Origin of the sequence: Chitinophaga sp. RCC_12, assembly GCF_041360695.1 — a bacterium.
GTDB lineage: Bacteria > Bacteroidota > Bacteroidia > Chitinophagales > Chitinophagaceae > Chitinophaga.
Window position 1 is genome coordinate 38,484 of record NZ_JBFUPS010000006.1, and the last position, 13,780, is coordinate 52,263.

Sequence of the window (13,780 nt, forward strand, 5' to 3'; positions counted from 1 at the left end):
ATGTAACGATGTTTCCAGCAGTTAAATGCTTATATTCGTATCTGTTAACCCAGATATCGATATGATTGTTAAAACCTACGGCAGCGCCATCCTCGGCGTAAATGCCATCACCATTACCATAGAGGTAAATGTATCTTCCAAAGGCAACAAATTATTTATAGTAGGACTACCGGATAATGCGGTAAAGGAAAGCGAACGGCGTATTGAATCCACCATTCAGTGCATGGGCTTGCGTATGCCGAGAACACGCACGGTGGTAAATATGGCGCCCGCCGCTATCCGCAAGGCCGGAGCGGCGTATGACCTGCCCATTGCCGCTGGTATTATTGCTGCCTCCGGACAGGCCTCTCCTGTTCATCTTGAGCATTACCTGATGATGGGCGAGTTGTCGCTGGATGGTACCATTCAACCGATCAAAGGTGCGCTGCCAATGGCCATGCAGGCATTGAAAGATGGTTTCAAAGGCTTTATACTGCCTAAACAGAATGCGCTGGAAGCTGCTATGGTTAGCGGTTTGAAAGTATATGGCATTGCTCACATTTCAGAGGCCATCAATTTTTTAAATGACCCGGATTGCCTCATACCTGTAACGGCTGTCCGTGACGAATTTTACGCCACGCAGGACCATTGGGGTATTGATTTCAGCGAAGTAAAAGGGCAACAGCATATTAAACGCGCGCTTGAAATAGCCGCCGCTGGTGGGCATAATGCAATATTGATTGGTCCGCCGGGAGCAGGAAAAACCATGCTGGCAAAACGTTTGCCCACCATCCTTCCACCGCTCACATTGCAGGAGGCATTGGAAACCACCAAAATCCATTCTGTAGCGGGGAAGCTCCCCGAGCACACTTCGCTGATCACGCACCGCCCGTTCCGCTCTCCGCATCATACCATCAGTGATGCCGCATTGGTAGGCGGTGGCAGCATTCCCCAGCCGGGAGAAATTTCACTGGCGCATCACGGCGTATTATTCCTGGATGAGCTACCGGAGTTTAAACGCAAAGTGCTGGAGGTGATGCGGCAGCCGGTAGAAGAAAGAAGAGTGACCATTTCCCGCGCCAGAACAGCCATCGACTTTCCAGCGAGCTTTATGTTGCTGGCGTCTATGAATCCCTGTCCGTGCGGGTATTTCAACCACCCGGAAAAGGAATGTTCCTGTGCACCGGGGCAGGTACAGGAATACCTGAATAAGGTATCCGGGCCGCTGCTGGACCGTATAGACCTGCACGTAGAAGTAACGCCGGTAAAATTTGCGGACCTGTCGTCCACCAGCGCGGCGGAGAAAAGTACGTATATACGTAACCGTGTGATTGCTGCGAGGGCGATCCAGGCAAAGCGGTTTGCCGGTCATGACGGCGTGTATTGCAATGCACAAATGCATAGCCGGTTGCTGGCCACGGTATGCGTTATCAGTGATAAATGCCGGGAGCAGCTGGGGCAGGCGATGCAAAAACTAAAGCTCTCTGCACGTGCATACGACCGGATACTGAAAGTAAGCAGAACGATAGCCGACCTGGAAGGCAGTCACAGTGTAGAACCCGCGCATATGGCGGAGGCCATACAGTTCAGAAGCCTCGACAGGGAAAACTGGGGGAACTGAACATGGAACAATGGCCGCTGCCGGCGGTAACGATGGTGGCGCGCACATTATCCTGTTAAACGCCCAGGTCTTCCTTATAACTTTCGCTCAGCTTACGCTGCATCTCAGCAGGAACGGGGGCATACTCCGCAAACTGGGATTTCAGCTTGGCTTTGCCCTGGGTAACATTACGCAGTGCAGCAAACAGTTTATCTATTTCTGCCTGCGGGGTGCGTGCTTTGATCACCTGGTAGCCATTCAGTGTATCCATTCCCGTTATAATGCTGCGATGTGTTTGCAGTTCGCTCATAATATCGCCCATCATAACATCGGGGGCTACGGCTTCCAGGTCGTACACCGGTTCCAGCAACTGCGGGGCGGCCTGGTGGAACGCCTCGCGGAAAGCCATCATACCGGCTATTTTAAAGGAGATGTCGTTACTGTCTACCGGATGCATTTTACCATCGTATACGCTTACACGTATATCGCGTACATACGATCCGGTTAGCGGGCCTTCCTGCATTTTTTCCATCACTCCTTTGAGGATAGATGGCAGGAAACGGTTGTCGATAGCGCCGCCTACGATACAATTGTTGAATACCAGCTTGCCGCCCCAGTTCAGCGCTATTTCTTCCGAATCGCGCACGGTATGTTCCTTATAGGGCGGCATACCCTCATACCAGGGTTCTATTTTCATGTATACCTCTCCAAACTGGCCGGCGCCACCGGACTGTTTTTTATGGCGATAGGAAGCCTGGGCGGGCTTTTGGATGGTTTCGCGGTAAGGTATTTTGGCGGCATGAAAAGCCACCTGCATTTTATAAATATTTTCGAGGCGCCATTTGGTCACCAGCAAGTGCAGTTCTCCCTGTCCGTGGAGGATCACCTGTTTCAGTTCGCGGTTGAATTCCACGAGGAGGGTTGGATCTTCCATATGGATTTCCGCGAGCACTTCGCTGAGTTTTTCATCGTCGGCTTTATTTTTTGCTTCAATGGCCACCCTTACTTTAGGAGCGGGAAAATCGATGGGAACAATTTGGCCGGGGAAATTCTTTTCGGCCAGTGTATGATTGGTGAGGGTACTTTTCATTTTAAGCGTGCAACCGATATCCCCGGCCTGCAGGCGTTCTATATTATTGCGGTTCTTTCCGTCTGCGATAAACAGCTGGCTGATACGCTCGGTAGTATTGCCCTGTTCGTTGATCAGCTCCATACCGCCTTTCACTTCTCCCGACATTACCTTAAAATAAGTGAGCCTGCCGATATGCGGCTCCTGTAAGGTTTTAAAAACAAATAATCCTGCCGGACCAGCAGGATTACAGGGAACAGGTTTACCTCCGGTAGTAACTTCAGCAGGCATTTCCGCTGCGCCGGGAGCTACATTATCGATAAATCCCATGAGGCGGCCGCTGCCCATATTATTTTTGGCGGATAAGCAGAACAGGGGAAATACATGGTGATTGAGCATGCCTATTTTGAGGCCTTGCCGGAGTTCATCTTCATCCAGGCTTCCTTTTTCAAAATACAGCTCCATGAGGGTATCGTCGTTTTCTGCTGCTTTTTCCACGAGTTCGTTGTGCAGCTGGTCGGCTCTTTCCTTTTCGCTGTCGGGGATGGGGAGTTTTTCGGGTTTGCCGCCTTTTTCGGGAAAGCGGTACATGGTCATTTTCAGGAGATCGATGATCGCATTGAATCCGGGGCCGGCATTTACCGGGTACTGCATAATAGTGACAGGCTGACCGAATACCCGGGAGGCGTCTTCCACGGTTTTATTAAAATTAGCCAGTTCAGCGTCCAGCTGGTTAACGGCCAATATGGTGGGTTTCCGGTATTTGTCCACATAATCCCATACCAGTTCTGTACCTACTTCCACTCCGTACTGGGCATTGAGCAGGAGAACAGCGGTGTCGGATACACGGATGGCTGCAATTACTTCCCCGATAAAATCTTCCAGTCCGGGTGTGTCTATAATGTTGATCTTATAATCTTTCCATTCGGTGTGCAACAGGGTGGCATATACGGAGTTTCCCCGTTCGTGCTCAATATCGTGGTAGTCGGACACGGTATTTTTCTCTTCAATTGAGCCTCGTTTACTGATGATGCCGGCTTCAAATAACATGGTTTCGGAGAGGGTAGTTTTGCCGCTTTTGGGTGCACCTAACAGTACGATGTTTTTGATGTGTTTTTCATCATACGTCTTCATATGTGGAGATTTATTTAGATAATAGATACTCACCTGTGTCTTTACAAAGAACTTACTATTAAGTTAACGTTTTTTGACTAAAATAGCCAGTACTTTTCCCCGGAATATGTGACAACATACAGTAACTTTGCACCTCAGGAAAACGGACATATGAAACTATTACTGCATTATTTAAAGAGATATAAATGGTTGGTCGTATTAGCAATGGCTCTGGCCAGTATTAACCAGCTTTTCTCACTGATGGACCCTATGATCTTCGGATGGATCATTGACAGGTTCGCTTCTCATCCAAAAACTTTTAAGGGTGGCACTATATTCCGGCCGGAGAACGAGTACCTCACAGGGGTACTGCTGCTGGTTGGCGCTGCGATAGGCGTGGCAATGGTATCCAGGATCGCCAAGGCTTTCCAGGACTATTTTGTGAACGTAATTGTTCAGAAATTTGGCGCCCAGGTATATACGGATGGTCTTAAACACTCACTCCGGCTGCCATACCAGCAGTTTGAAGACCAGCGCAGCGGTGAAACGCTGGCTATTCTCCAGAAAGTGCGGGTAGACTGTGAAAAATTCATCACCGCCTTTGTGAACGTGCTTTTTGTATCGCTGATAGGTGTATTGTTTGTGATGGTATACGCCACCACCGTACATTGGAGCCTTCCCTTCGTGTATCTTACCGGCTGTATTTTACTGACTATCCTGATGAGTTTACTGAGCAGGAAAATTAAGGTGATACAGAAGACGATTGTAAAAGAAACCACCGCACTGGCAGGATCAACGACAGAATCGCTCCGGAATATTGAGCTGGTAAAGAGTTTGGGCCTCTCCAACCAGGAGATCAGGCGTTTAAACTCCACTACCATGAAGATCCTGTTGCTGGAACTGAAAAAAGTGCGGAGCATCCGCAGTATCAGTTTTGTACAGGGTACTTTTGTGAACCTGATGCGCTCTGCTATCCTGTTCCTGCTGCTGTTCTACATTTACCGCGATGTAGTGAGCATCGGGCAGCTGATGACCTTACAGCTGTATTCCTTCTTCATTTTCGGACCATTACAGGAACTTGGTAACATTATCCTGAATTACCGCGAAGCGCAGGTATCGCTGCTGAATTTCCAGAGCATCCTGAATACGCCGGTAGAGGAAATGCCTGCCAATCCTATCAGGGTAACGCATATTGATGAACTGCAATTCAAGCAGGTAGGATTCAAGCACCTGACTGCAGCCACCAAAGCACTTGATAAGGTGAACTTCTCCGTAAATGTGGGGGAAACCATTGCGTTTGTAGGACCATCTGGCTCCGGTAAAACCACGCTGGTAAAGTTGCTGGTAGGATTATACAAGCCCAATGAAGGGCATATCTACTACAATGGTATTGATGCCAATGAAGTAGATATGGAAGATCTGCGTCACCAGGTAGGTTTCGTGACACAGGATACCCAGCTGTTTTCAGGTACCATCCGTGAAAACCTGCTGTTTGTAAATCCGGGCGCCACTGATGCTGACGTAATGGAAGCACTGGATAAAGCTTCGTGTTATTCTTTACTGGCCAGGGCAGACAAGGGCCTTGAGACGGTAATCGGCGAGGGCGGTATTAAAATTTCCGGTGGGGAAAAACAACGTTTATCCATAGCCAGGGCGTTGTTACGCAGACCGCGTTTACTTGTATTTGACGAGGCTACCTCTGCGCTGGACTCTATTACAGAAGAAGAAATTACTAAAACCGTACGTGAAGTAACGGCCAGCAAACAGCATATTACCGTGATGATTGCGCACCGTTTAAGCACTATTATGCATGCCGACCGTATTTACGTACTGGAAAAAGGACAGATCGTGGAAATGGGTAAGCATGCGGACCTGGTAGCTGAAAAAGGACTTTACTATGCGATGTGGAGACAACAAATCGGCGAGCGCAAAACAGAAGCGGTATAAGCTGCCACCTTCAGTTGCTGAAAGTAATTGATTAATTTTGCAGCATGAGTACACAACAGCCCAGGCGCCCTAACTATTTTGTCAGCATGCTGACTATGAAATGCCCGAGATGCAGGAAAGGAGATATGTTCAGAGATCAGAATCCGTTTCACGTGAGGTTTTCGAAGATCTTTAATATGTATGACCACTGCCCTGTATGCGGTCAAAAATATGAGTTGGAAACTGGCTTCTGGTTTGGAACGGGCTATGTTAGTTATGCTTTATCGGTGGCATTCAGTGTGTTTAACCTGATATGGTTCTGGTTATTTTTTGGATTAACCTGGAGAGATAACAGCATTTTTATCTGGCTTGCCGTGAATGGGGTACTGCTGGTACTTATACAACCATGGCTGATGCGGCTATCCAGGGCTATTTATCTTTATTTCTTTGTGTATTATGATGAGGATACGGAGAAGCTGGAAAAGCCGACACATCAACATTAAAAAAATAACTGAAAAAAATATGGGGCTGTAAAAACAGCCCCTTTCTTTTTCAACCAAAATCTGAACCAATGGTGGTCAGAAAAGTCTTAATAACAAAAACCAATTTTTGAAAACTGAGGGGACTGTTCCTCCTGGCAGGACATTCAATCTGACACTTACATAATTAACGATCCTCTAAACTACAAAATCTATCAATATTTCAATTAAATATTTACATCAATGGTAAAACCAGCGTGTATTTATACTGAAAAAACGATTTTACTTATCAAGCCCGTCAGGACCGGGTTTACATCCCCCACGGCAAATTAATATAAATTAGAAAATATCATAACGTTATTATTAAAAATAATGTATAAGTAACCTTTATATATTAACCGGGGTCATGATGAGTTCCGTAAAAATTTAATAGCTTTATCTTTCAAACAGTTACTTATCGTGCAAAGAACCTTATTACTGCTCCCTGTTTTACTACTTGGCTGCAAACAGCCGGCTACCAAAACCCCGCAGGAAGCAACTCCGGCCAATGTTACCGGAACCCAAACAATACCAGTCCCATTTAGCCTCATAAGTGGAAATATAAACAGCGACAGCGCTGTGTTTGAGGCAGCAGGCATTACGGCTTCCATCGCCAATTCGGGAACGGGCATGCAAACCATCCATATTACGCGGGAAGGCAAACGGCTGATCAACTACATGCGGGCAATTGATTCTGCTGCTGCAACCATACCGGTGCCTCAGCTGATGATAACGGGAACGGATACTGCGGTTGGATTTAATACAGAACCCGCGGCGAACCGGAAGATCTTCTTCAAAATAAAAAATAACAGGGCTACCTACACTAAAATGGGAAACGCTCCGGCAGGACCGGCGCCTGACACCATAAAAAAAGCCCCTGCTGACGCAGGAGCTCTTTAAAAGAAACCTTAACACTATTTGAAATCAATCGGAATTGCAAGCTTCACGCTGAAATTCCGGCCAACGTTATATACGCCTGATCTGCCCGTTACTTCATTGATGGGTGCATACTTCAACCTGCTCAGGTGATTCTGGTAAGCCACATCTGTTAAGTTATTGACAGCGAAATGCAGGGAGAACAAAGTTTTATTCTTCTTATTTACAAAATCACTACCGAACCCCGCGTTAAACAGAGTATAACCGGAAGTAGGTGTTTCTGTTTCATAAGCAGAAAACACATCGTTCTGCGCAAAGTTCAGGTCCATCTGCACACCGATATAAGCATTATGCAACGGACTTTTTCCCACTTTCTTAAATCTTCCTTTTAATTCAGACAGCCAGTGTGCCGCCGGAATATTAGGCAGGTATTTCGTAGAGTCGCTGCTGTTAGCAGTAGTAGCCCTTACGTACGAGAAAGTATTCTCAAAATGGAGCCAGTCGATCGGATGCGGGTGAATATCCACCATCAGTTCTCCGCCATACAGATTAGCATCTGTTTGCTGGTATTTAAATGCGGCATATCCTTCGTCATTATCCGTTGCCGGAATAGAGTCTGTACCGGCTGCATTAAACAGTTTACGGGAGAAAATGAAGTTATTGATATGATTGTAAAACAGGCTGGCCGACAGGGAAACGTGCTGGGTGTTGAAATCCACTCCTGCATCTACCTGTGTGCTTACTTCCGGTTTCAGGTCCTGGTTACCATATTCGTATTTGATGGTTCCTTCATGCACGCCGTTAGCAGACAACTCCGCCACATTAGGCGCACGGAAGCCTCTTGCTGCATTGAGTTTCAGTACTACCTGTTCGCTTGCTTCATAGCTAAGTCCCACGCTACCGGATACGTTATTGAAGTTGCGTTTGAATGCATCAAATTTTGAATCCCCGGTATTGGATGGTTTGCCATCTGCATCCAGGAACAGTGATTTGGCGTTCATGGAACGGTTATCAAAACGCAGTCCGCCGCTCAGTGTGAGTTTATTAAAAGTTTTGCTTGTTACCGCGAAAGCGCCAAAGTCGAACAGATCGTATGCAGGGATCAGGAATTCTTCTCCCTTGTTCTGATTGGTTTGTTGCATACCATTCACGCCTACAGTTGTTTGCCAGCCGTTCATTTCAGGCAGGTAATATTTCAGGGCGTAGTTGAAAGTTTGCAGGTGCAGGTACAGTTCCGGTGTGGAAGGTTCCAGCACATTACCAAATTCGCGGCGTTGGTTCAGCTGATAACCCAGTGTAAGACCAATACGGCCACCATTATGCAGATAGAGATTGTTGTCCCATACTATTTTCTGGTGGTTGATCTGTTGCTTGGGTACCGTCATGCTGTACGATTTATTATCGCTGCTGGTAGCGGGTACTTCTTCTTCTGTGCCGTTGTTGTTGATGAGTTTCAGGAAATCGCCGTTGCTGTCGCGGTCACCCTCCACCAGCCCGAGGTGCTGGTTAAAGGATGTGAAGCTCAGGTGGGAGTAGCCCCATTGTTTATTGATCCCGATATTAGCGCCGAAGTTGGTGTTATTAAAGCGGGAATTAAATACGTAGTCGTCGTATTTATTCTTGTAGTCGTGCGCTTGTTTTTGTGTTACGAAAGCGCCCCAGCTAAAGCCGTTGTTATTACCGGCAATATCAGCATGATAGGCCATCAGTCCGTTGTTGGTCTGATAGTTGGCTTCCACGTTGCCTTTAATTTTCCCCAGGGGCAATGGTGCAGGCGGCACAATGTTCACCACACCGGCCAGTGCATCTGAGCCGTAGATGAGGGAGGCAGGGCCTTTCAGCACTTCTATCCTGCTTACATTGTAGTCGTCGATTTCAATTCCGTGTTCATCGCCCCATTGCTGGCCTTCCTGGCGTACGCCGTCGCCTACCACCACTACGCGGTTGTATCCAAGGCCGCGGATAAAGGGTTTGGAAATGGCCGGGCCGGTAGAAAGTTGTGTAACACCGGGCACTTTGGCAATAGCGTCTATAATGTTGGTAGAAATATTATCGTCGAGATAGTCGCGGCGGATTACGCTGATGGGCGTTGGTGTTTTCCTCGCAGATGTTGCCAGGTTGGCGCCGGTGATTACGATTTCATTTTTCTCTATCAGTGTTTCCCCAAGTTCAAAATCCTGGGTGGTAGCGCCGGAAATGGCTACAGGAGCACTGAATGCGGCGTAACCGATGTAGTGTACATCTACCACATATTTTCCTTTTGGAAGATTTTTGATGATATAGTTGCCCTGTGCATCAGCGGCAGCGCCAACGCGGAGATCCGGCAGGTAAACAGTGGCGCCGGGTAACGGTGTATGGGTTAATTTATCCACCACTTTACCGGTTAATGAGTTTGAGTATTCCCCTTCTTCGGGGTTAGTGCCGGCATAGGCAGCAGGTAACGCCAGTAACATTACACTCCAAAGCCCGAGTATAAATACACGCAAATAATGCATATCTGAAAAATATAGAATCAGTAATAAAGAATAAACAACATGTACCGATGGTTCATGTTGCAAAAAAAGAAGTTATGCCAGCTGTGCGGGCGGCGCTCTGGGAGTAAGATTAAAATAAGGGACGTGCGTGGTTTCCGGTAACGTAAGCGGAGAAAATACCCAGATTACTTTTTGAACCGGTGCTATATATAAAGTAACAAATGACTCGTAAGGTTCTACTCCTATCTGCAGAAAATCGCAGTGCCGGTGATGTTCAGATATCGTGAGCCCGTCGTGCTGATGGAGGGGATCTGTTGTATCGTGGTGACCTGCAAATTCGTGTATAAATTCCCGTGGGATGGTATTTACAGAAAATACACCCAGGAGAATAATCGCTAATATTTTATGCAGATAGCTCTTGTACACGGAGGCAAAGGTAGCAAAATCCATCTATTTGCAACGGCGTTGCACGAATATTAATGAAATTATAAGGTCAGTTTACTTTCAGCATAGGTCTTACCTGTTGTACCGGGCCGTTCTGGAAGCGGGCGTAGTAAATACCATTGGGCAGGCTATGCGCATCGAAGGTGAACGTATAGGTGCCGGGAGTATGTACTTTATTGACTGGTACGCTGATGAGGCGGCCGGTGGTATCAAAGATCTGGACCAATGTATTACCGCTGCCGGTGATATAGGTAATAGTGGTATAGTTTGAAAATGGATTTGGGGAGTTGGTAATCAGCTTCTTATCATCTGTATTCAGGTCGGGCAGGCCGGTGATGGTACCACAGGCCACGCCGCTGATGAGGGGCAGACGCTGGTAGTCTTCCCGGAGAATAGTTTTCAGCACGGTTTGATCCACGCAGAACCATTGTTCGAGGATAGATGCGTAGATAGAGCGGAAGTCGTACTGCATGGGGATGTTATCAATTACAGAAGAAGCGTCTGGGAGTGCGGGTGAATTTCCCAGCACGCCCTGGTTCACGTAATCTCCAAAAATGATAATGGGAGCGGCAGCGCCGTGATCCGTACCCATGCTGTAGTTCGATTTGATGCGGCGGCCGAATTCGGAGAAGGTCATGCCCACCACCCTGCGGGAAGCGTGCAATCCTTTCAGGTCGTCCATAAAGGCTTTGATGGCATCGGAAACGCCACCGAGCAGGTTAGCGTGACCGCCTTTGGTGGTATCACCACCTTCTGTTTGGTTGGCATGCGTGTCAAAGCCGCCGGTGCTTACCATGTAGAGCTTTGTTTTCAGTCCGCCGGCTACCAGGCGGGCAACAATTTTCAGTTGTTCCGCGAGGCTGTTATTGGCCGGGTAAGCGCCCTGTGAGGTCACTTTTTTCGCGGCCGCGGTGATGGCCTTTTCGTAGCTATTGGTTTGTTTGGCGATGAGGCGGATATATTCCAGTTCTTTTCCCCATTTGGTATTGGGAACAGGATCTGTTACCCCATCGATCAGGTTATAGAAATCGGAAGCGCTGGTGATAGCGATGCCCATGCTGGCGTTGGGTCCCTGGAAGGCGGGCGATACGATAGAACCTATCTGTACTGCCAGCGGATCGGGGGCTTTATCGTTGGGATATCCATCCGGGAAACCTTCGTATTGCGTATCCAGGTAGCGTCCTGCCCAACCGGTGGTGAGCACTTCGTTGGAATTAGAGCCTGTGAGCCAGATATCGGTAGCACGGAAGTGTGAAAAGTTGGGAGAAGGGTATCCGACACTTTGAACGATACTTACTTTTCCGTCGTTATACAATTTTTGTATGCCTGTCATGGCAGGATGCAGACCCGATTTAATATAATTATCGAGGCGGAGTACTTTTCCTTCCTGGATAGCGATATTGGAACGTGCGGCCTGGTATTTACCGTATACATCCAGTGGGATGACCATGTTGAGGCCATCATTACCGCCGGTCATCTGGATCATGACCAATACGTGATCATTATCTGCTGAGGCGGTGCTCAGTGCGTCCAGCATCGGGGATGAACCGAAAGCTTTGATAGAAAAGCCATTGATTAAAGTTGGCAGGATAGCAGCTGGCGCTGTATATTTCAGGAAGTCTCTTCTTTTCATAAAAAGGTTTTTCTGCTATCAGGATAATTGATATTCAGACAGGTCCATAATGTATTTATACAGGGCCTGGAGGCGGCTTTCCACGTTGTCTTTCAGGGTGGCATCCGAAGGCGAGGCTTTCCATGCGTTCCATGCCTGCGTCCAGTAGTAGTTGCTATCGGGGCTTTGGTCGCTCAGGAGGATTTTATTTTTCAGAAATCCTTTAAGGTTATCGGAAACGCCTACACGATAAAGTATATCCAGGGAATCGTTGACCAGTGCTTCCGGGTCTTCCGGGTGAGGAAGGCGGCTGGCAAAAGCGAGTGTATCTATACGGACGCCGTTGTAACCGTTGCTGCTGACGAGGCCATCGCTGAAGCGGTTACGTTTGGGCAGCGTATCTGTATTGATCCACAGTTCATGAAACGAAGGGGCCTGGTAGTAGGCGTCCCATCCGGCTACCAATGGGGGATCTCCGAAGTTTTGCAACATCGAAGCGGCCCTGTCGTGGACCACAGCCCATGCTTTATATTGATTGGTATAATCCGAAGGGAAGGTGATGCCATACTCGCGGCAGATACCGATGCAGAAGTCGGCGGGACTTTTAATCAGGCAGGCCATGTTCAGCGGATCAAAGAAATGTTCACTGGTGAACAGTGCATTGAGCGTGACTTTAATATTATAGCCGCTACTGCGGAAAATATCTGCCAGTGGTGTAATTACATTCTGTTCCGTGGCTGCATCAATATCATAATACACAAAGAAGCGATATAGTTTACGGCAGATAAATTTTGCGACTTCCGGTTGCAGGAAGATGATCGTGAGGAGTTCATCCAGTTCTTTAGCGCCATCCTGGCCTGTTTTGCCGGAGATAACTTTATTGAGATAGAAACCTGAAAATTCTTTGTTGGTAAGATCGTGTTGTGTGGTATCGAATAAGCTGACGATGTTGGTTCTATCTACCCGGAAGCCGGTGAGTACGCGGGCGGTGGCCCTTACATCATCTTCTGTATAATGGGAATCGGGGCCTTTTCCTACGGTAAAAAGTTCGTGCAGTTCGCGTGCATAGTTTTCATCCGCGGCTCCTTTGGAATTGAGGTATCCGTTGAGATACACCAGCATGGCAGGATCCAACGTTATAGCTTTCGTTAGATCTTTAAAATTACCGAGGGCATGTTTACGCAGGGTAAGGTTATATTGGTAGATAAACCGGCTATCGCCTACCATGCCTGTTTCTGTAACGAAATGATTGTGCCAGAAGAGCACCATCTTTTCGTGTATGCTTGCCTGTTGGTTAATCATCTGGCCTGTCCACCATGCTTTATAGGAGTCAATTCTTTTTCTTTCCAGCATTTCATCACCGAGGGGAGCTTTTACCCATGTGGCGCCGGGCGTAACGCCGGTGTCATCGATGCCGTAGTTGTTAACGGGAGGAGCGGGATCAGGCTGAGTGGTGAGCAATGTATCTACTGCCTGCTGCATACTGAGGCTGTTGAAGGCATTGACGTTTGCGGGTGTAACCCCGAACAGGGTGCGTTTCAGCAGGTGAATGCGTTGTAAAGTATCCCAGGCGCCGGTATACGGAGTAATGCCGGTGGCGGTACGGGCGACAGTAGTGGCAGTCCGCTGTTGCTGGCGGTCAGGTGATAAGGTTAGGAATTGTCTGCGATCCATAAGGCGATATGGTTGATGGCTTAGGGGCCGATTATAGCGCCAAATTAACAAAAAGTTTAATCTAATTAAAAAGAAAGTGAGATTATATTAATAAGAAGTTTCACAATGATATTTTTTATATCATACTGATATCTAAATTATCGTTTTAATAACTGTATAATCAGATTGTTATCAATCAGTTACAGAATATTTTATTTGCCTGATGCACTAAAATCTACTACATTTGAAAATGTATGTTTAATACATTAATAGCCAAAAGAGAGCTGCCCGTTCCTGGAAAGAAAGACAGCTCCTTTGGTTTTTGTCTTACAAACAAAAAAATTTACGATGGATTTTTTTAGAAATCCGGCGATTGGCCGGTTGTTACATCAATCAGTTTTCCCTTCACCTCTTCTTCCTTCCTCTTCATCTCACTATTTTAACAGCTGTTAGTAACCCGCTATTAATGATTGCATCTCCAGCACTATTTTACCGGTACGCCGGTAACGGGTGTTT

General features: G+C 47.3%; 9 protein-coding genes. 4 read left to right on the forward strand and 5 right to left on the reverse strand.

What is annotated here, in order from left to right; genetic code table 11:
• Positions 1-61: 61 nt before the first annotated feature.
• The gene (locus AB6805_RS18530; protein WP_370910936.1) at positions 62-1,600 is read left to right on the forward strand and encodes a YifB family Mg chelatase-like AAA ATPase; all 1,539 of its coding nucleotides are present in this window, start codon (positions 62-64) and stop codon (positions 1,598-1,600) included.
• 55 nt (positions 1,601-1,655) lie between these two features.
• Here the strand turns inward: AB6805_RS18530 and AB6805_RS18535 are convergent, their stop codons facing one another.
• Positions 1,656-3,782, reverse strand: a complete 2,127-nt coding sequence (locus AB6805_RS18535; protein WP_370910937.1) for an elongation factor G — start codon at positions 3,780-3,782, stop codon at positions 1,656-1,658.
• A gap of 150 nt (positions 3,783-3,932) precedes the next feature.
• Between AB6805_RS18535 and AB6805_RS18540 the strand changes: the two genes are divergently transcribed.
• The 3 genes from AB6805_RS18540 (at position 3,933) to AB6805_RS18550 (ending at position 7,105) form a co-directional block, all read left to right on the forward strand.
• A complete protein-coding gene (locus tag AB6805_RS18540) occupies positions 3,933-5,708 on the forward strand; it encodes an ABC transporter ATP-binding protein (protein ID WP_370910938.1) in 1,776 nt (591 codons plus the stop codon).
• Positions 5,709-5,752: 44 nt separating this feature from the next.
• Positions 5,753-6,190, forward strand: coding sequence for a DUF983 domain-containing protein (locus AB6805_RS18545; protein ID WP_370910939.1), 438 nt, complete (start codon positions 5,753-5,755; stop codon positions 6,188-6,190).
• A 435-nt stretch (positions 6,191-6,625) separates the two neighbouring features.
• Positions 6,626-7,105: a hypothetical protein gene (locus AB6805_RS18550; RefSeq protein WP_370910940.1), complete on the forward strand. Its 480-nt coding sequence runs from the start codon at positions 6,626-6,628 to the stop codon at positions 7,103-7,105.
• Between the two features lie 14 nt (positions 7,106-7,119).
• Here AB6805_RS18550 and AB6805_RS18555 read toward each other — a convergent pair whose 3' ends face one another.
• The 4 genes from AB6805_RS18555 to AB6805_RS18570 all read right to left on the reverse strand — a co-directional run bounded on the left by AB6805_RS18555 (position 7,120) and on the right by AB6805_RS18570 (position 13,285).
• Entirely contained in the window at positions 7,120-9,576 is a 2,457-nt protein-coding gene (locus tag AB6805_RS18555; protein WP_370910941.1) for a TonB-dependent receptor, read from the reverse strand.
• A gap of 72 nt (positions 9,577-9,648) precedes the next feature.
• Entirely contained in the window at positions 9,649-10,005 is a 357-nt protein-coding gene (locus AB6805_RS18560) for a hypothetical protein (RefSeq protein WP_370910942.1), read from the reverse strand.
• 43 nt (positions 10,006-10,048) lie between these two features.
• Positions 10,049-11,632 carry a DUF1501 domain-containing protein gene (locus AB6805_RS18565; RefSeq protein WP_370910943.1) on the reverse strand — a complete coding sequence of 528 codons (1,584 nt, stop codon included), beginning with the start codon at positions 11,630-11,632 and terminating at the stop codon, positions 10,049-10,051.
• Between the two features lie 18 nt (positions 11,633-11,650).
• The gene (locus AB6805_RS18570; protein WP_370910944.1) at positions 11,651-13,285 is read right to left on the reverse strand and encodes a DUF1800 family protein; all 1,635 of its coding nucleotides are present in this window, start codon (positions 13,283-13,285) and stop codon (positions 11,651-11,653) included.
• Positions 13,286-13,780: the final 495 nt, after the last annotated feature.

What these genes read in the sequence shown, in the direction of transcription:
- AB6805_RS18555 (WP_370910941.1), bottom strand. Translation starts at nt 9,576, where the DNA reads ATGCATTATTTGCGTGTATTTATACTCGGGCTTTGGAGTGTAATGTTA.
- AB6805_RS18560 (WP_370910942.1), bottom strand. Translation starts at nt 10,005, where the DNA reads ATGGATTTTGCTACCTTTGCCTCCGTGTACAAGAGCTATCTGCATAAA.
- AB6805_RS18540 (WP_370910938.1), top strand. Translation starts at nt 3,933, where the DNA reads ATGAAACTATTACTGCATTATTTAAAGAGATATAAATGGTTGGTCGTA.
- AB6805_RS18565 (WP_370910943.1), bottom strand. Translation starts at nt 11,632, where the DNA reads ATGAAAAGAAGAGACTTCCTGAAATATACAGCGCCAGCTGCTATCCTG.
- AB6805_RS18530 (WP_370910936.1), top strand. Translation starts at nt 62, where the DNA reads ATGATTGTTAAAACCTACGGCAGCGCCATCCTCGGCGTAAATGCCATC.
- AB6805_RS18535 (WP_370910937.1), bottom strand. Translation starts at nt 3,782, where the DNA reads ATGAAGACGTATGATGAAAAACACATCAAAAACATCGTACTGTTAGGT.
- AB6805_RS18545 (WP_370910939.1), top strand. Translation starts at nt 5,753, where the DNA reads ATGAGTACACAACAGCCCAGGCGCCCTAACTATTTTGTCAGCATGCTG.
- AB6805_RS18570 (WP_370910944.1), bottom strand. Translation starts at nt 13,285, where the DNA reads ATGGATCGCAGACAATTCCTAACCTTATCACCTGACCGCCAGCAACAG.